Source organism: Mesorhizobium sp. M0047, assembly GCF_040323315.1.
Taxonomy (GTDB): domain Bacteria; phylum Pseudomonadota; class Alphaproteobacteria; order Rhizobiales; family Rhizobiaceae; genus Mesorhizobium.
Genome location: NZ_JAMYUW010000034.1, coordinates 1 through 17,643 on the forward strand (window position 1 = coordinate 1; position 17,643 = coordinate 17,643).

12 protein-coding genes and 5 pseudogenes are annotated in these 17,643 nt (G+C 60.3%); 8 read left to right on the forward strand and 9 right to left on the reverse strand.

The features are described 5' to 3' along the window. Window positions 1–969 precede the first annotated feature (969 nt). The 6 genes and pseudogenes from NKJ89_RS25905 (at window position 970) to NKJ89_RS25930 (ending at window position 5,602) form a co-directional block, all read left to right on the forward strand. A complete protein-coding gene (locus NKJ89_RS25905; RefSeq protein ID WP_352606744.1) occupies window positions 970–1,305 on the forward strand; it encodes a hypothetical protein in 336 nt (111 codons plus the stop codon). Further along, a complete protein-coding gene (locus tag NKJ89_RS25910) occupies window positions 1,281–1,832 on the forward strand; it encodes an SDR family oxidoreductase (RefSeq protein WP_352606746.1) in 552 nt (183 codons plus the stop codon). The genes NKJ89_RS25905 and NKJ89_RS25910 overlap by 25 nt, the downstream gene beginning before the upstream one ends. Then, the gene (locus NKJ89_RS25915) at window positions 1,829–2,557 is read left to right on the forward strand and encodes an SDR family NAD(P)-dependent oxidoreductase (protein ID WP_352606748.1); all 729 of its coding nucleotides are present in this window, start codon (window positions 1,829–1,831) and stop codon (window positions 2,555–2,557) included. Before NKJ89_RS25910 ends, NKJ89_RS25915 begins: the two co-directional genes overlap by 4 nt. Window positions 2,558–3,000: 443 nt before the next feature. Beyond that, a pseudogene (locus NKJ89_RS25920) lies at window positions 3,001–3,138 on the forward strand (helix-turn-helix domain-containing protein); the annotation flags it as partial. 214 nt (window positions 3,139–3,352) lie between these two features. Further along, window positions 3,353–4,555 (forward strand): annotated as a pseudogene (locus NKJ89_RS25925) (IS256 family transposase). 75 nt (window positions 4,556–4,630) lie between these two features. Next, entirely contained in the window at window positions 4,631–5,602 is a 972-nt protein-coding gene (locus NKJ89_RS25930) for an ISAs1 family transposase (RefSeq protein ID WP_352606828.1), read from the forward strand. A gap of 25 nt (window positions 5,603–5,627) precedes the next feature. Here NKJ89_RS25930 and NKJ89_RS25935 read toward each other — a convergent pair. Then, window positions 5,628–6,749 (reverse strand): annotated as a pseudogene (locus tag NKJ89_RS25935) (IS110 family RNA-guided transposase). A 319-nt stretch (window positions 6,750–7,068) separates the two neighbouring features. Here NKJ89_RS25935 and NKJ89_RS25940 point away from each other — a divergent pair. Beyond that, window positions 7,069–7,272, forward strand: a pseudogene (locus NKJ89_RS25940) (transposase); the annotation flags it as partial. Window positions 7,273–7,447: 175 nt separating this feature from the next. On the opposite strand, the gene proC reads toward NKJ89_RS25940, so the two are convergent. From proC to NKJ89_RS25975, 7 genes and pseudogenes are all read right to left on the reverse strand, one after another. Beyond that, on the reverse strand, window positions 7,448–8,251 hold the full coding sequence (gene proC, locus NKJ89_RS25945; RefSeq protein WP_352606750.1) for a pyrroline-5-carboxylate reductase: 804 nt from the start codon (window positions 8,249–8,251) through the stop codon (window positions 7,448–7,450). A gap of 10 nt (window positions 8,252–8,261) precedes the next feature. Then, complete coding sequence (locus NKJ89_RS25950; protein WP_352606751.1) at window positions 8,262–9,848, reverse strand: class I adenylate-forming enzyme family protein; 1,587 nt, start codon at window positions 9,846–9,848, stop codon at window positions 8,262–8,264. Between the two features lie 7 nt (window positions 9,849–9,855). After that, window positions 9,856–10,314 carry an ABC transporter permease gene (locus NKJ89_RS25955; protein ID WP_352606830.1) on the reverse strand — a complete coding sequence of 153 codons (459 nt, stop codon included), beginning with the start codon at window positions 10,312–10,314 and terminating at the stop codon, window positions 9,856–9,858. A 514-nt stretch (window positions 10,315–10,828) separates the two neighbouring features. Beyond that, window positions 10,829–11,605, reverse strand: a pseudogene (locus NKJ89_RS25960) (ABC transporter permease); the annotation flags it as partial. Continuing rightward, entirely contained in the window at window positions 11,602–12,687 is a 1,086-nt protein-coding gene (locus NKJ89_RS25965) for an ABC transporter ATP-binding protein (protein WP_352606752.1), read from the reverse strand. The pseudogene NKJ89_RS25960 and the gene NKJ89_RS25965, both read right to left, overlap by 4 nt. Before the next feature lie 92 nt (window positions 12,688–12,779). Further along, window positions 12,780–13,838, reverse strand: coding sequence for an ABC transporter substrate-binding protein (locus NKJ89_RS25970; RefSeq protein ID WP_352606754.1), 1,059 nt, complete (start codon window positions 13,836–13,838; stop codon window positions 12,780–12,782). A gap of 81 nt (window positions 13,839–13,919) precedes the next feature. Further along, the gene (locus NKJ89_RS25975) at window positions 13,920–14,687 is read right to left on the reverse strand and encodes an enoyl-CoA hydratase/isomerase family protein (protein WP_352606756.1); all 768 of its coding nucleotides are present in this window, start codon (window positions 14,685–14,687) and stop codon (window positions 13,920–13,922) included. Between the two features lie 894 nt (window positions 14,688–15,581). Between NKJ89_RS25975 and NKJ89_RS25980 the strand changes: the two genes are divergently transcribed. After that, a complete protein-coding gene (locus tag NKJ89_RS25980) occupies window positions 15,582–16,295 on the forward strand; it encodes an aspartate/glutamate racemase family protein (protein WP_352606758.1) in 714 nt (237 codons plus the stop codon). A gap of 491 nt (window positions 16,296–16,786) precedes the next feature. Here NKJ89_RS25980 and NKJ89_RS25985 read toward each other — a convergent pair whose 3' ends face one another. Further along, window positions 16,787–17,611 carry an IclR family transcriptional regulator gene (locus NKJ89_RS25985; RefSeq protein WP_352606760.1) on the reverse strand — a complete coding sequence of 275 codons (825 nt, stop codon included), beginning with the start codon at window positions 17,609–17,611 and terminating at the stop codon, window positions 16,787–16,789. Window positions 17,612–17,643 lie beyond the last annotated feature (32 nt).

Consider the following 17,643-nt stretch of genomic DNA (forward strand, 5'->3'; position numbering starts at 1 on the left):
GACAAGAGATTGCCTAAACAAGCCTGTGTCGAGGACCCGACGAATCTGACACAATGTCGGACGGCGTCAATTCAGACCGCTATATATTGACGTCGCCGGACAGGCACAACGGCAGGCGACCTCTTCTCGCGCATATGGCACAGGGCTGTCCGGGGAACTGTCTGTGAATGGAGTGCCTTGGGCGCATGCACTGTACGCGGGGGACGAGGCAGCTGGCCGAGCCTACCAATTCGCGCCACTTCCAGGCAATTTTGATGGGGAGGCCAAAGACGAGTCGTTCAGGAGTAACTGCCACCCGCCGCTGGGTGCGATGTCAGCGCAGGCCTACTCAAGGGCGGGTAGCGTTTTTTTTGAACCGCAGCCCCTTCGCGACGCCCTCATGGTGGAGGCTGCCCAATTTCTGAAAATCGGCCGATATCGCCGCCTTCCGTCTTGCTCTCGGGTCTCAGGCAGGCTCGGTCGCCGTTATACAAGTGCCGAATGTCGATCGGGGCGTGAAGACGGGATCTGGGAATTATTGAAGGAAGCAGTCGGACTCACATAACGCGGAATCCGGTTGAATGACGCGTGAATTCCGTTTCCCCGCGAAGCAATCTGTCCACTTTCTCGCAGGGTGCCGACACCAACTATCGGTTTGTCGAGTCCGTGACACGTGGCGGTCGGCTTCGCTGCTGATGCACTTTCATTTAAGGCTTTGAATCATCTGTAGAACATTTTTCCTGACGCTCCTTCAACTCAGTTGGCACGACTTTTGAAGTCCTTGCGGCTAGGCAGCAGGAACCATCGGCAGGTGGCAGAAAGCGCCCAGCGTATTTGCCTAGCACTTGGCCAAAGGAAGCGTAATGGACGAGAGGATGCCTTCTGTGGCAAATGGCGAAACTCAGGCGCGCGGCGCGCAGCGCGCAGCTTTGGGAATTCAATGCGCAATGCGCTCAATCGGTGGGACGCTGCCTGTCGCGGAGAGCCTTCTTGAACGAGATGGATTATTGCGGGCGTGCGATGACCACCAAGCCTGGCTTCCCTTCGGTGTCACGCCACGTACCGACCGGCGTCGTGCACCTGCCGGAAAATCGGAGTCACATCGAAGTGCTGGACGAAACCGGCACCCGACATCGAATCGATGCTCCCTCCGGTACCATAAGGCAGGTCGCGGCCGCCCTGGCGATTTCGCCTGCATCGGACGGACTGGAGAATACTTTGCGCAACGTCTTTGAACCTGAGCGATCGTACTGGCGCAGCACGGGGGCTCGGGCACTCAACAGAGGAAGAGGCTTCGGCAAATGCTCGCACCACGATTCAGATTGAAACTTCGGGCATCAAGTGGCACGCCGGGCGCAGCTCAAGGCGCGGCCTTGTACGATGTTGCGCATGGCCATCAAATCAGGACCACAGAGCCGTTCTCTCTGGTCGAGAAGGTTATCCTTGGTGTCGCGTACCGGACGCTTAAGGTCGTCGGCTACAAGGTGTCGGACCCTTCGGAGGCAGAAACGCAGCTATCCATCTTGCGGTCGCTCAGAGCGACGCCGACTTTACCGCCCAAAGCAGTGTTCGCATCGCTGACGCAGTGGATGGACCGCGATCACGCGGGAGAAGGTATCCGCGGCAACCCGGTCTGCCGCAACGAAGTCGAGACGCCGATGCTGCGCACCGGCTTCGCCGTCCGCGGGCTGGGCCCGAATACGGCGATGGCCGACCTGGTCGACTCGGTGCCGCTTGGTCGGATCGCGCGGCCGGAAGACATCGCGGATGTTGTCCTGTTCTTGGCGTCCGATGCCGCGCGTTACATGTGCGGCGCGCTTGTTGAGGTGAACGGCGGAAAGGCTGTCGCATGACCTGCTTCGCCGGGAAGGTCGCCCTGGTGACCGGTGCCAGCAGCGGCATTGGGGCGGCAATCGCCGAGAGGCTTGCCGGCGAGGGAGCCAGGGTCTTTGCGGTTCAGCTTGAGGAGGCCAGCCGTATAGAAACAATAGTCGCGGACCTTTGCGACCCCGACGTTCCGGCCGTGATTATTGACGATGTCGTTCGACAGGCCGGCCGGCTCGATATTCTCGTCAACAACGCGGGGCGCATGGTTGAAGCGAAAGTGGATGAGACGGGGCTGGACGAGTGGCGACGCACAATGGCGCTCAACCTTGATGCTCCTTTCCTGCTTATCCGTCGCGCCATGCCTCATCTTCGCAAAAGCCGTGGCGCCATTGTCAATATCGGCTCGATAGAGGGATTGGCGTCCAATCCCGGGCACGCGGCCTATTGTGCCTCGAAGGCAGGGCTGCATGGTCTGACGCGTGCCGTGGCGGTGGATGGCGGGGCAGACGGGGTGCGCTGCAACGGCGTGGCTCCTGGCTGGATCGATACGGATCTCAACATCAATTTCGTCGCCGCTTTGCCCGAGCAGGCGCGAGGGCGCCTGGGTGCCATTCATCCGTTGGGTCGAACTGGACGTGTTGAGGAAGTCGCGGCTATGGTCGCATGGATTGCCTCGGACGAGGCTGCATTCGTCACCGGCCAGATCTTTGTCGTGGATGGTGGCCGCACTGCCAAGCTAAGTCTGCCATGAAGGTAAGTCGTCTTCCGAAGGAACTCAGACCCGCGGCGTGGAACGCCATCCTCCCGCCGGAGCAGGAGCGCCCGGCTTTTGAGGAATCGCCTGGGACTGGCGGATCATGGGCGGCGGCTTCCGAGGGCTGGCGATGCGCGGCGCCTTGTCAACTCCGACCGCCGACAATGTTGTCGTGCTGGAGCGCGGCGGGTCGCGGAGAGACCCGTCGGCGCAATTCAGGCTTCACTTTCAACCTGTCGCATGATCTCTCGGCCGAGAGCTACGGCGGAATCTCGACCGCGATCGCGAGAGGACCCGGATGAATAGCGCGGCAAGAATTCGCCGCCGATGCCGCCGCCGGGTATGGTTTGGATGAAGAAGGCGACGGGACGAGCGCCCATGCGATCATGAACACCATGAACTGCAGGAAGTCACGGGCCGCACCTCAGACCACGACCCTGCGCCTGACGGATCGAGACCTGCTGATCGAAGCGATGGTGAAGGCCGGCTGGGTTCGGGCCAAGGCGGCGCGAATCCTCAGCCTCAGGCCCGGCAAATCGGCTTATGCTGTGCGCAAGCATCGTATGGAGGTAAGAAAGTTCCTACCCCGCCGTGACGTCCAAAACGTCAGGCCGCAAACTCTCCTGATCCACGCGCGCCCAACGCCACGCCCCGGCTTGGCGACCTGATCGTGATGATGATCGCGGCAAGCCTGTGCGGCGCCAGCAATGCGGCGGAGTTCGCCCTGTTCGCGCGGGACTGTGAGGAATTCTGTGCGCGAGGCCATGATGATGGAAAGCAGAGAATCATCACATGGCTATCGAGAAGGAACTTCTGGACCAGCTGCTTGCCGGTCGTGATTCGAACGAGGTTTTCGCCAAGGAGGGTCTGCTTGACGACCTGAAGAAGGCGCTTTCGGAGCGCATTTTGAACGCCGAGCTCGACGAGCACCTCGAGGACGAGAGCACCGAGGGGAACGTCAATCGTCGCAACGGCCATTCGCGAAAGTCGGTGCTGACGGGCACATCGAAGATGACGCTGACGATCCCGCGCGACCGTGCCGGAACCTTCGATCCGAAGCTGATCGCCAAATATCAGCGCCGCTTCCCAGACTTCAACGACAAGATCATCTCCATGTATGCGCGCGGCATGACGGTGCGTGAGATCCGCGGCCACCTGGAGGAGCTCTACGGTATCGACGTATCGCCGGACCTGATCTCGGCCATCACCGACGCCGTCCTGGAGGAGGTTGCCGAATGGCAGAACCGGCCGCTCGACATCTGCTACCCGCTTCGTCTTTTTCGACGCGATCCGGGTCAAGAACAGGGACGAGGGCTTCGTCAGGAACAAGGCCGTCTACATTGCGCTCGGCATCCTGCCCGATGGCCCGAAGGAGATTCTGGGCATCTGGATCGAGCAGACCGAGGGCGCCAAGTTCTGGCTGCGCGTCATGAACGAGCTGAAGAGCTGCGGCGTCGGCGACATTCTGATCGCCGTGGTCGACGGCCTGAAGGGCTTTCCCGAGGCGATCAACGCCGTCTTTCCCCAAACCGTCGTCCAGACCTGCATCGTGCACCTGATCCTTCATTCCCTGGAGTTCGTGTCCTGGAAGGACCGCAAGCCCGTCGTGCCGGCGCTGCGGGCGATCTACCGGGCCAAGGACGCCGAAGCCGGCATGAAGGCCCTTGAGGACTTCGAGGCCGGCTACTGGGGGCAGCGATATCCGGCGATCACGCAAAGCTGGCGGCGCAACTGGCAGCACGTCGTCCCATTCTTCGCCTATCCCGAAAGCGTGCGTCGGATCATCTACACCACGAACGCCATAGAGGCGCTGAACTCCAAACCGCGCCGCGCCGTCCGCACCCGGGGAAACTTCCCGAGTGACGATGCGGCCATGAAGCTGCTTTATCTGGTGCTGAACCACGCGGCCGAGGATGGAAACGACCGCCGCGCGAGTGGTTCGAAGCAAAGACCCAGTTCGCCGTCGTCTTCGGCGACAGGTTCGTCAGCCAATGACGAAACCGGCCTCGCGCACAGAATTCCTGACAGTCCCTGTTCGCGCAAGAGCGCAAGCAGGCGCTGTCGCGGCTGATCGACTATGACGCCGCCCCCAGCCACGACACCTTCTCGCGGCTGCTGCGCCTGCTTGACCCGGAGGCCTTCGGTCGCGCCTTCGCCGCCTTTGCCGTAGCTTTTGTACGAGCCGGCCAAGAGACGCCTGAGGTGGTGTCGCTCGACGGCAAGGCTTTGCGGCGGGCCTACGAGAAGGGCTTGGCAGCCAGTCCGCCCTTGACGGTGTCGGGCTTCGCCGCCGAGACCCGGCTGTGCTTGGCGGCAGTCTCGCCGAGCGATGGTGAGAACGAAGTTGAGGCCGCGCTCAAGGTCATCGAACCCATTGATCTTACAGGCAGACTGATCACCGCCGACGCACTTCACTGCCACCCCCGCATGGCTGAGGCCATCACCCAGAGGGGTGGCGATTACCTGCTTGCGCTGAAGGGAAACCGCCGTCATTGGCTGCGACGCGCTAACCTGCGACTGGCCGACGCCACCCCTTCCATTGCCGAGCGGACCGAGACCAGTCACGGCCGCAACGAGTGGCGGCAAGCCGAGATTGTGGCAGCGGCCGAGCCGCTGATGCCCGGCCACCAGGCCTTCATCCGCATCACCAGCCGACGCGATCAGGCCAAGCCATTGATGCGCCTGTTCATGGCCTCCACGCTTCTGTCGCCGCAGCAGGCGCTCGACCTCACCAGGGCTCATTGGCAGATCGAGAACGGCCTGCATTGGATGCTCGACGTACATCTCGATGAGGACCTCAGCCGTGCCGCAAGGACAATGCTCCCGCCAACACAGCCCTCCTCAATCGGCTCGCCAGAAACATCCTGCAAGCCGCCGACGCTCCCAACGTTCCCATCAGCCACCGCATTAAGAAATGCGCCTGGAATGACGACTACCTCATCAATGCCATCACTCATACGGATGACATCGACAAGCGCTTTGTCAGCTCATGTGCTAAATTCTCCCGGCACGGACGACCACGTGGCAAAGAGCGACGCCTGAGGATGAAAGCGCCGCCGCGCAGCCTTCATAGCCGTTCCTCCTTTGTGGCGTCCGTGCGCCGCTTCGGCCCCCTTGGTCGCCATTGCCGGACGATCAGCTCATAGGCGTGCTCAGCATGCTCGGCCGCAGCCTTCTCCCGATTGCGCAATTCCTTGACATTGTAGGCGTAGGCTGAACCGCGACGACCAACACCGCGTTCGTTGGGCGCGCCGGCCTTGAGGGCGAGTTGTCGCTGCTTCGCCGCCACCAACGCAGGCCTCACCCACAGATAGTCCTCCGACCGCGACCGCCGCAACCTGATGGCCGCGCTTGTTGCGAATGCGCAGGAAGAAGGCTCTGAGCGGTCCGGGCGCCTTCGCCGCCGCCCAGGCGGCCTCGACCAGCATGGCGCGGGCATGGGACGCCCGTGCTTGCTGATCCGACCGTACTGAGCGATGCCAAGTCCCGACTGGCGCACACGCGGATTGAAGCCGAAGTAGCTCACCAGCTTCTGCGGCTCGCTGAAGCGGCGGATGTCGCCGACGGCAGAGATGATGCCGGTTGCGACGACGGCGTTGACGCCGGTGATCGTCTGAAGCCGACGGACCTGTGGATCGTCAACCGCTTCGCGGGCGATATCACCATCAAGGTCTGCCAGATCCTCAGCCAGGCGATCGATCTCGCGGATATGTCTGGCGATTACGGCTCGTTCGTCGTCGGGAAGCACCTGCCGCTCGAGCCAGGCACGGCCGCGATTGTTGAACAGATCGGCATGCGGGCACTTCGGCACGAGTTGCGCCTGCAGGATGCCATGCACCTCGTTCTTCACGCGCGTGCGATGCCGCACGACCTGATTGCGCCGCGCGACGAGACGGCGAAGCCGCTCGGTCCGCTCGTCGGGAACCCAAACCTTCGGCAGAAAACCGCTGGCGTGAAGCTGCGCCAGAACAGCGGCATCGATCTTGTCGGTCTTGATCCTGGCATGGGCGATCGCCTTCACCTGCATCGGGTTGGCGACAATCACCCGGTCGACGAAAGGCGAAAGCACCCGCACCACCGCCATGGCGTTGCCGGTCGCCTCGGCAACGACCTCGTCCGTCCTGTTCAAGCTGCGGCCAAATCCCTCCAGTCCGGAGCGGGTCATGTCGACCCGTCCGTGATGGCGCAGCCGGCCATCTTTTCAGAAAACCACTTCCGCAAAGGTGCGGTGGATGTCCATTCCAATTACACGTCTCATTGGCTCCCTCTCTCCTTGAACAATCAGGAGCCGGCGGGCGACGCGACACCTACGGATCCGCGCTCTCGGCGCAACCGGGCAGGTCGCAGGGGCGGCCAGCTACTAACGCGAGCTCGCAGCTCATCGAATACATCGGCCTGCCCGCACTTGGCGTGCTCCCGGTGCCCCTATCCCGGATGGTCACACCATACGCCGGAAATCTCGCATCTCCAGCGGGGGATCAGATGGCACCGTCATGATCATACCGGTTACGAACATGCTGGAGCGGCTGAACCAGGAGATCAAGCGGCGCACCCTGGTCGTTCGTATCTTCCCCAACCCGCAGTGCTGTCTGGGGCTGGTTCGGGCGCTGGCGGTGGAGATCCACGAGAACTGGCTCGAGGCGACCCGCTACCTCAACATGGATCATCTGCGCGAGCACAAGAAGGAGAGCCTGAGGGCATTGGCCGCCTGAGCACCGCCGTCTTTCCGCCGCTCCGCTAAACACGGGGGCTGCGCGGCGGACACGCCGACGTCACAGCTATTGCCACGCCATTTTTCAGAACTTGACACAACCGCAATCTCAAGATCTGAATTAATATTCCGTATTGACGTTGTGGCGTCAGAGAAATCTAAGATCCGCTGCCGCATCACATCTCGCGGGCAATGGTTTGCGAACGCTCTCTCGCTGCCTTGATTGCAACACGGCAGAGGCTTGGAAGCGCATCTGCGGCCTCAAGCACCTTCAAGCCGGCTTCGGTTGTTCCTTTCGGACTCGCGACGCTCTCCTTCCAATGCCTCGGAGAATGCTCATCAAGCGAAAGCAGCGCCGCCGCTCCACGAAGCGTCTGTCTAACCAAGAGTTCAGCGAATGCCGGTTCGAGTCCTTCGTCGACCGCTCCGCTTATCAAATGCTGAGCGAAGGAAAAGAAGAACCCCGGGCCACTGCCAGCGATTGCTGTCACAATATCAATTTCGCTCTCGTCGTTAAGCCACTGAAACCTTCCAACTAATCTCAAGAAGTTCTCGGCAGCAGTCTTGTCCTCAGCGGAAAGGGTGACGGTCGCGATCCCGACTGTCATGCTCTCTCCAGCCAAGGCTCCGAGGTTAGGCATTGCGCGCACGACCCGGGAATGTTGAAGCAATGACGTCAGGGTCTTTAGTGGGACACCCGCCATCACCGAAATGGTCAAAGGCCTTCCTCGAAAGTTACGACAAACTGTCACCAGTTCAGTGAACTGCGCGGGTTTTACCGCAAGCAGAACAACATCAAAATTGCGTGTCTGCAAATTAATACTTGAGCTGGTGATGCGGATGTCTTCAGACACGGTCTTGCTCGCCCTATCGATGTCCCTGTCGAATCCAACGACATCAATATCGGGGACTCTCGACTTCACCGCAGTGGCAATTGCGCTCCCCATCTGGCCGCAGCCCAGAACCAATAGGCTTTTCATCGGGTCACCGTTACCTGTTTCCTATTGAGCATCCTGTCGGGGGCTTGCGCACAGGCCGATTGGATTGCCGCTCCCAACGATCCCTCGGTTCCTTCGGCAGAAGATGCTTCTGGATGCGCTGGCTCGGTGTCTTCGGGAAATTGTCGACGAAGGAGATGAACCGCGGTCTCTGATAGGGGGCAAGCTGGGTCTCCAACCAGTTGGAGATATCTTCCTCCGATACTGCGGTCCCGGGCTTCAGCCGCAAAAACAGCTGCATGTCATATTCGCCTACTTCTGCTGGCACGCCGACCATCGCCGATTCCTCGACGGCCGGATGGCGGTTTGCCGTAGCCTCGACCTCATAGGCGGATACGTTCTCGCCACGGCAGCGGATGCTGTCGCTCATTCGCCCGTGGAAGAACAGCATGCCGTTCTCGTCCCACGAGCCGATATCACCCGTGTGGAAGCCGTCCGGCTGCAGCGCCTTTGCAGTTGCCTCGGGGGCATTGAAGTAGCCGGAAAATATAGCACCAGGCAAGGACGTGGTGACCACGATCTCACCTCGGCCATCCCCTGGCCCGAGTACGCGTCCGTCATCCGCCTTCAATTGTACCTCAAACCAGGGCAAGGGCCGCCCTACCGAACCGACCACCCCCTCCAGGTTGCAGGTGGTCAAGCTGGATGCTTCGGTCATGCCATAACACTCTCTCACTTCCACGCCGAAGCGCTCTTCGAATGGCCGCCATGCCGCCGGCACGCATCCTCCGCCCCAGGCGACCCTGACATTGTGCTCTCGATCGAACCGCGAGTGCGACTGCTTGAGCAGCAACTGGATGATGCCGCCGAGATGATGAATATGCGTGCAGCCGGCGGCAGAAACGTCGGACCAGAATTGACTCGCGCTGAAGCGGTCGCGCACGGTGAGCAAGACGTCTTCGAAGAACGGCAGCAAAAGAACCTGTGCGCCGCCGATGTGGTAGAACGGCTCCCAGATATAGAAATTGTCGCCTGGTTTGGCATCGGCGCACAGAAGAACGGCCTTCGCCGCCAGTTCCATCATCATATTCGTGACCTGCACACCCTTCGCGGGGCCGGTCGTGCCGGAGGTGAACATGATGGTCGCGAGGTCGGACGGTTCGGGCATTTCACCGGCCCACGGCTTCGCTGCCGCCTGCGGGAGGGACGCATCCTCGATTACCATCGTTCCCAGACGGGCGGCGGTGCCGCACGCCTCGATTGCCGGGGACGCCGCCGGGTCGCAGACGATCAAGCTCCCTTCGACCCGGCGGATGACATGGGCGAGCTGGGCCCCGACAAGAGCGGGATTGGCCGGGACCCAGACGATTCCGCTCTTAAGCAGTGCGATGATGAAAGCCAGCGACATCGGACTGTTTCTCATCATAACGACGACCTTGTCGCCGCGACGCAGGCCCGCCGCTTCCAGCCTGGTGATCACCGAATCTGCCGCGCCGGATAGCGCACGGTAGGTGATGTCACCAGACATGGTTCGTGCATACACGCGATCCGGTTGCTCCTGCACGCTGCGCGCAAGGCGTTGGGCGAGCCCCTCGATTTTCATGTTTATCCTCGTTTTAATTTTCGCCCGCAGGTTCAACTTCTGGTCAGTTCCGGTTCGTCAGCCTTCGGGCAATGAGAAGGATGACTGTTACGATCATCGACACCACGACGGAGACTGCGGCCAGCGTAGGATTGAGCTGGAGATACATGTCGTCCCACATCTGTTTCGGCAGGGTGGACTTGAGGCCTCCGCTGATAAAGAGGGCTATGGTCAGTTCGTCGAATGACGTGACGAAGGCAAAGAGTGCCGCCGAGATGATGCCGCCGCGCAGCAGCGGCATCGTAATGCGCAGCAAGATTGTGCCTTGTCCTGCGCCGAGCGTGGCGGCCGCCTGGTTCAGCCGCCAGTCGTAGCCTTTCAGCACGGCGCCGATCGTGATGAAGCTGTAGGGCATGGCGAGCAGCGTGTGGCCGATCACCAGGCCGGTGTTGGTGGCCACAAGGCCGACTTGTGCCATCAGATAGAAAAGTCCGACCGCGATGACGATGCGCGGCACGATCATCGGGGCAAGAAGGAACCCGAAGAGTCACCTTGTTCCAGCGCGAATGGGAGCGGGCAAGTGCCAGCGCCGCAAAGCCTCCCAGTACCGTCGCGCAGAATGCGGTGGCGAAGGCGACGCCGAAGGAGCGGACCGTCGCGGTGACCCAGATCGGCGAGCTGAAATACTGACCGAACCAGCGCAGGGAAAGACCCGGTGGAGGAAAAGCCAGCGTGCTGGCGGAGGTAAAAGCGAGCGGAATCACGATCAGCGTCGGTGCGACCAAGAACAGCAACATTAACCAGACAAAGACGCTGCCGCTCTTCGATCCTTCCGGGTCGCGCGCACCCAGCCGGTTGAGAGGTCTGGTCATCTTGCCGAGTGCTTCGAGGACGCCGGTGCCGAGCTTCCGCAGGGAACTTCCCCGCTTGCCGCCAGGTCCTACCGAACTGCCGCTGGTCAGCGAAGAGAGGCCGAAGAACAGGTCGTAAATCCAGATTGCGACCAAAGCGGCCGCGACCAGCAGCACCGCAAGCACGGCCGCGAAGGCCCAGTTTACCAGTTCCTGGACCTGAGTGATGATGACTTGCGCCAGCATGGTCTGGCCACGCCCTCCCAGATAGGCGGGCACGATGAAAAACCCCAGCGAAGTTATGAAGGTCAGGAGGCCCGCCGCCGCGACGCCTGGCATCGAGAGGGGAAAATAGATGTTCCAGAATCCCTGCGACCGGCCCGCCCCGAGCGACTCTGCCGCCTGCGTCAGGCTCCGGTCGATGCCCGTCATCACAGGCACCATGGTCAGGATGGCCAGGGGCGTCATCGCATGGATCATGCCAATAAGTAGGCCGAACTCGTTATACATAAGGGGTGCGGGGCCGTCAGAGACGCCGGTGCAAATCAGCAACGAATTGATGACGCCGCGGTTGCCCAGCATGATCATCCAGGCAAAGGTCTTGACGACATAAGACGTCCAGAACGGCAGCAGCACCAGAAACAGCAGATTCCCTCTCCTCGGCTCGGGAAAGCCGGCCAGCCAGCGCGCGACGGGATAGCCAAGCAGGACGGAGAAAAATGCCGTGAGGATCGCGATCCTGAACGTGATGAAGAGGATCCGCCAATAGACGGTGCTATCGGCAAGCTGTTCATAATGACCGGTTGTGAGTTGGCCCGTACCGGCATCCTGCACACTAAGGAGAAAGAGCCTCAGCATCGGAAACAGGAAGAAGACCAGCAGGAACGCGATTGCCGGCGCGGCGAGCCAAAAGGCGCCGATCTTCAAGTGTCGAGGCGCGAAAGTTTGCTGGGCGATACTCATGAGACGATCCGTGCCCGCTCGCTGCGCCAATGAAAGCAAATCTCTTCGCCCTGTTTCGGCAGGTCGGAAGGGTCGGACTTGTCGCTCGCCGATATTTCAGTACCGTCCGCCAATGTCAGCAGTAGGCGGTTTTCGGAGCCGACATACACGACATCGCGCAAGGTGGCGCTCAATTCGTTGTGTCGGGCGTCAGGGGAGGGCCCGACGCGCAGCTGTTCCGGCCTAACCACGAGCACGAGGTCCTTTGCGTGCTTGTCACGCGCCCTTAGCTTCCCAGCCAGCCGGCCGACCGGCGTGTCGAGCATGTGCAGTCCACCATCGGATTTTCCGACGAGTTTGCCCTTCAGGAGATTGGAATGGCCGATGAAGGAAGCGGCGAAGATGGTTTCCGGATCGGCATAGATCTCATGCGGCGTGCCGATCTGCTCCACTTGCGCATGGTTCATGACGCAGATGCGATCGGACATCACAAGCGCTTCTTCCTGGTCATGGGTGACATAGATGAGTGTGGTTCCGAACTCGCGATGCAGCCCCCTTATCTCAAGCTGCATACTTTCACGGAGTGCCTTGTCGAGGGCACCGAGAGGCTCGTCCATGAGGATGATCTCGGGGCGGAACACGAAGCAGCGGGCCAGCGCCACGCGTTGCTGCTGGCCGCCGGAAAGTTCACGAGGGAACCGGTGGGTAAACGGACCGAGTTGGACCTTGTCGAGCGTTTCTACGACGCGCCGGCGAAGCTCCTCACCGGTCACCTTCCGCATCTTCAGCGGAAACGCCACATTCTCCTCGACGGTCATGTGTGGGAACAGCGCATAATGCTGGAACACCAGCCCGACGCCCCGTTCATTGACCGGCCGAAAGGTCCAGTCCTGACCGTCGACCACAAGCTTCCCTCTGGTGGGATCGAGCAGGCCAGCTACCATCTGGAGCAACGTCGTCTTGCCGGAACCAGACGGGCCAAGAAGGGTCAGGAACTCCCCCTTCGGAATCTGTAGGTTTGTAGGCCGCAGCGCTGTGAAGGACCCGAATTCCTTCGATAGGCCCTGTATGTCGATTTTCGCGCGTGAAACTGGCTGCGTCATCGGTGGCGATCCAACGCTCAACATCGGCTGAAGAATGCAAATTCGGCTGCCGCGACTCCGAGAGCCCGGCATCAAGTTCCAGCACTAGACGGCTAGATCAGCAGCCATGTGTTGAAGCGCTCGGTAACAGCCGCGCGATTCTCCTCCCACCAGTTTTCGTCGGCGAGCGTGATGAGCTTCAAGTTCTCCGGAGACGTGGGGAGAATCTTCGCACGGTCCGGATTGATCGTTTTGTAGGCTTTCAAATTCGTCGGGCCATAGGTGAGATCTTCCGTGAAAGCGGCCTGACGATCGGGTCGCGCACAGAAGGCAACGAACTGGCGGGCCGCGTCGGCTTTTGGCCCGCCTTTCGGAATACCCCAGCCTTCGATGGAGTAGAGCCCCTGATTCCACACGAGCTGCGCCTTCGCACCGGAATGCACCGCTGCCTGCAAGCGGGCATTCCAGCCCGCGATAATATCCACCTCACCGCTCTGCAGAATCTGCGACGTCTGCGCGCCGCCGGTCCACCAAACGTCGATCTTGTCCTTGATCTTGTCCATGCTTGCAAAGGCGCGATCGATATCGAGCGGATAGAGATCCTTCGGTGCGACACCGTCCGCCATCAACGCTTGCTCAAGGGTGTCGATCGGGTTCTTGCGGAGGGAACGGCGCCCAGGAAAGGCATCCACATTCCAGAAGTCGGCCCATGAAGCGGGCGGAGTTTTGACAACATCTGGATTGAAGGCAAAGATCGTCGAATAGACATCAGTGCCCAAGAAGTTCGGGTGCACCGCCCCTGCCATGAAATCCTTTGTCGCCGCAGGGTCAACGTTCAGGTCGTCCAGCAGTCCGTCGCGCTCGAGGATGAGGCGCGCAGAAAGCGTGATCGTGCAGACGTCCCAGATATAGGCCTTCGTTTCGACCATGGATTTGAACTGGGCGGTCGGCTCGGCGTCTCGCGCGACGGAAACCACTTCGATACGTGTCTCGGCGGTGAAGGGATCATAGAAAGCGTTGCGAAAACCAGACGTGTATGGCCCGCCGGGGTCGGCGACCGTGATCGACGTGTTCGCCCACGCCCTGCGATTCAGCATCGGCAAGGCCAATGGAGCCGCGCCAATTGCCAGGACAGACCGGCGGGTAGGATGAGAAAGGTTGCTGCGGGTCATCTGAAAACCTCCATTTGTTCGCTGTAGCCTGTTGACCAGGTTTTGTGGGTTCGTTCCCAATTTTCAGGCTCCCGACCCGGCTCACGCCTTTCGCGCAGCGCGCGCTGCGATGAATTTCTCCATCATTTTCTGTGGTTCACCAGTCGCGTAAGCCTCGGATTGAATGCGGGTGCCGGCGGCCATGGCATCATCGAACGCCGCCTGCGTTACCTCGGCAACGCGCTGGCGGTTCAGCCGCATCGCAACAGGCGGCTTGGCCGAAAGTTCATTTGCCAGTTCGAGCGCAGCTTGCTGCACATCGGCTTCCGGCACGATGCGATTGATCAGGCCGAACGCATAGGCTTCGTCGGCATCGAGCATTCGCCCAGTCAACATCAGGTCGATTGCGCGCCCCAGTCCGAGCATCTCGCGTAAGATCCAGTTGCCGGTCACTGAAGGGATGCCGGAATTGATCTCCGGCTGCCCCATCATAATGCCCTTGTGGCCGACCCGGAGATCGCACAATAGGGCCACTTGGAAGGCCGAGCCGGCAGCTACGCCGTTCAGCGCAGCCACGATCGGCTTGGTACTGTTGCGAAACCGGCTGTACAGCGCTTTCCACTCATCCATCCATGTCTCAGCGCGCGCGGCATCGAACTTCTTGCTTTCGCTGAAATCCTGGCCTGCGCCAAACGCCTTGCTGCCTGCACCTGTTAGGATAATGGCGCGAACAGCCGCGTCCGCCTCGGCCGCGTCCAGCGCCTCGATGAGCATCGTCCGCATCGGCTCATTCCAGGCATTCAGCTTCTCTGGTCGGTTCAGGGTGAGCTTCCTAACCGAGCCCGTCGTTTCCGAAAGGACGTAGTTCACTCTGCACTCCTATTTCAATACGATAACACTTATCGGATGACGAACATATGGTATTGGAATTGTCAACTGGTTTTTGCAAGGTGCAGAAAGGTCGGTCGCCTTTCGCGGCCCCTTTGATGCGGACCTGGCGCCGCTGGCGAGCTTAACAGGACAAGGCTACCTTGGAGTTTGCGGTGCCAGCGAATTGTTCGCGGTAGCGATACAAAACCGGCTGGGGCGTAGGCTGCAGGATAAAGGATGTGACGCGCCTCTACGTGCGATAGAAGCTCGTCAGTGCCCCAAACAAAATGCTTTGTTATGGCAGAGCCGCACCCCTGGGCGACATTGGGCCGATCCAGGACGGGTGCTCTGCTTCCGTCGCCCATTGTGTCCGATGTCGCTGGCGGCGCGTCTTCCAGGGCGCGCCGCCAGCAAACATCAGAAATTGGATTCGGCGAATAGCTCGCGATTGAAGGGCTTGATTATCATCCAACACTTAGCCTAGATAATGGCTTCGCGATAAACTTTATCGCATAGCGCTATCGGTCTGAGCCCTGTCGGAGCCTAGAAGCGACTTGACGAGTATGAGACTGCCTACACGACAACGGGAGAGCACGCCACCGCCCAGCCCGGCGATTTGCAGAGAGGCTGGCGAGGATCGAAAAGCCGCCATGCCCTAGCCGATTACGGCAGCAGGCGGCCTCAGCGTCCCTCACGCCCTTCGGGGCTGGCCCTACGAATTCCTATGGCTCGCAAATATCTGCGCGATCGTGACCATGGAACAACATTTCATAGGTAACTCGCAGGTCTTCTTTTTTATCTGTTCACACTTATTCGACGCACAGGCTATGAAGGAATGCCACGGCTTTACCGCGGAACATTTCTTGCATGCCAATTCAAGAAGGAGGACCAACTATGCGAGTGACCGGCGGCAAATCGATCGGCGGTGCGGCGGTCGGCATATTGATGCTCGACACCCACTTTCCACGCATTCCCGGCGACATGGGCAATGCGCTTACCTGGCCCTTTCCGGTCCACTACAGGGTCGTCCGGTCCGCCACACCCGATCGCGTCGTGCGCAAGGGCGCCGAGGGCCTGCTCGGCAATTTTGTCGAGGCGGCGCGGGAGTTGGTCGCCGATGGAGTCGACGGCATCACTACCACTTGCGGTTTCCTCTCGCTTTTCCAGGAAGAACTCGCCGAAGCCGTCGGCGTGCCAGTCGCGACGTCCTCGCTGATGCAGGTGGCGATGGTCAATTGCTTGCTTCCCGGGACAAAACGTGCCGGCATCCTGACCATTTCCCGATCGACACTGACAGCTCTGCATCTAGAGAGGGCAGGCGTTCCGGAGGCAACTCCAGTCGGCACCACGGAGGGCGGGCGTGAATTCACCCGTGCCATTCTCGGCAACGAGAGGGAACTCGATATCGAGGCGGCTCGCCAGGACAATGTGGATGCGGCGAAGGCACTCGTTGCAGACCATCCTGATCTCGGCGCGATCGTGCTCGAATGCACCAATATGGTACCTTATGCGGCTGACATTCGCGTTGCCACCGGACTCCCTGTTTTTTCGATCGAAACGTTTGTCAGTTGGTTCCACGCGGGGCTGCAGCCGCGTCGGTATGGTTAAGGGACCCGTCCATCGAGGCTCACCACGCTCCTACCTCAGGCTAACGGGCGCGGCATTTACTGTCTCGGTGATCAGAGCTTTGCATTCCCGATTATCGAAACCATCATCGGCATTGACGCCGTGTCGGTTTGTTCATGGGGACGATGCGGAGCCTGGCGTCAATGCCAGCGATCTCGACATCTACGCCGAAATCTTGAATCGAACGCCCAGATCGTTGATCCATTCCGCTGGCGTCCGGTCGTGCGGCAAGTGAATGCCGGCTTGGCTGAGCGGCATGCGCAGATACCAGCCATGCTCCGCTCGGCCGACAATTGGCAACCGGTTAGCTGCTGGCAATGCGCAATGGTCACGGTTAGCAGATCCCTTGTCCGGCCCCAGTCGGAATCACGGCCGGAATGAGATCAGACTTCCTGGCCGGCATCGTTTCGGAATCAGTGGCCGGCTTCATTGGAGTGCGCCGTAACGGTGTAGTGGGCATCGCTGAGCACGTATCACAGGGAAATGTCCGATACTGATCGGGCCGCAGCAACGACCATCGGCGCAAACCTCACCTCCATCTCCTGCGGCGTATAGCGTGTTGTCGCAACGCCGATATTAATCGCACCGACTGGGCGTCCCCGAGCGTCGACCACAGCGGCCGAGATTGACATGTCTCCGTAGAAATATTCCTCTACCTGCAAAGCGTATCCTTTTGCCGCTGCCGTCGCGACCTTCCCCATTACGTCGGCTGCGGTCCGCGGAGTGTGGGACGTTATTGGACGCAGCTCAGAGCTAGATATGATCGCCTCAGCTTCGTCGCTGGGGAGTCGAGACAGAATTGCTCTTCCGGGAGCGGTACAGTACGCTGGAAGCCGGGTGCCGATCACGACGTCTGTATTGAAGACGTGTCTACTTAAGAAGCGAACGACGAACACAATGTCGGTCTCGTCTAGGACAGTCAGATTGACCGTCTCCTCGGTCTCTTTGTTGAGATGAAGAAGATAAGGTATTGCCTGTTTCACGAGGGGGTTCGCGCGCGAATAGCTCTGGCCAAGTTCAAGAACCTTGACCGTCAGACCATAGCGCCTAGAGGCGGCGTCCTTCTCAAGGTAGCCGAGCTTGAGCAGAGAATGTGTGAACCGCTGAGTGGCACTCACGTCAAGACCAGTAACCTCTGCGATCTCAGATAGGCTAAGGCTCGGGTGAGAGCCGTCGAACGCCCGCAAAACCCGGAAGGCTTTTTCCACCGAGTTGACCATGAGGAGGTCACGGCTGCCGTTTGATGCATCGGCGGGTGCCCTCTTCGCAGCGCTCGTTTCCTTTGTGATGATTTCCACAGACGTCGTGCCCCTTCACTCTCGGTTGGTGA

Excerpts from the sequence above, each read along its gene's own strand:
- NKJ89_RS25980 (WP_352606758.1), top strand. The coding sequence starts at position 15,582 with ATGCGAGTGACCGGCGGCAAATCGATCGGCGGTGCGGCGGTCGGCATA.
- NKJ89_RS25965 (WP_352606752.1), bottom strand. The coding sequence starts at position 12,687 with ATGACGCAGCCAGTTTCACGCGCGAAAATCGACATACAGGGCCTATCG.
- NKJ89_RS25970 (WP_352606754.1), bottom strand. The coding sequence starts at position 13,838 with ATGACCCGCAGCAACCTTTCTCATCCTACCCGCCGGTCTGTCCTGGCA.
- NKJ89_RS25955 (WP_352606830.1), bottom strand. The coding sequence starts at position 10,314 with ATGATCGTGCCGCGCATCGTCATCGCGGTCGGACTTTTCTATCTGATG.
- proC (WP_352606750.1), bottom strand. The coding sequence starts at position 8,251 with ATGAAAAGCCTATTGGTTCTGGGCTGCGGCCAGATGGGGAGCGCAATT.
- NKJ89_RS25915 (WP_352606748.1), top strand. The coding sequence starts at position 1,829 with ATGACCTGCTTCGCCGGGAAGGTCGCCCTGGTGACCGGTGCCAGCAGC.
- NKJ89_RS25910 (WP_352606746.1), top strand. The coding sequence starts at position 1,281 with ATGCTCGCACCACGATTCAGATTGAAACTTCGGGCATCAAGTGGCACG.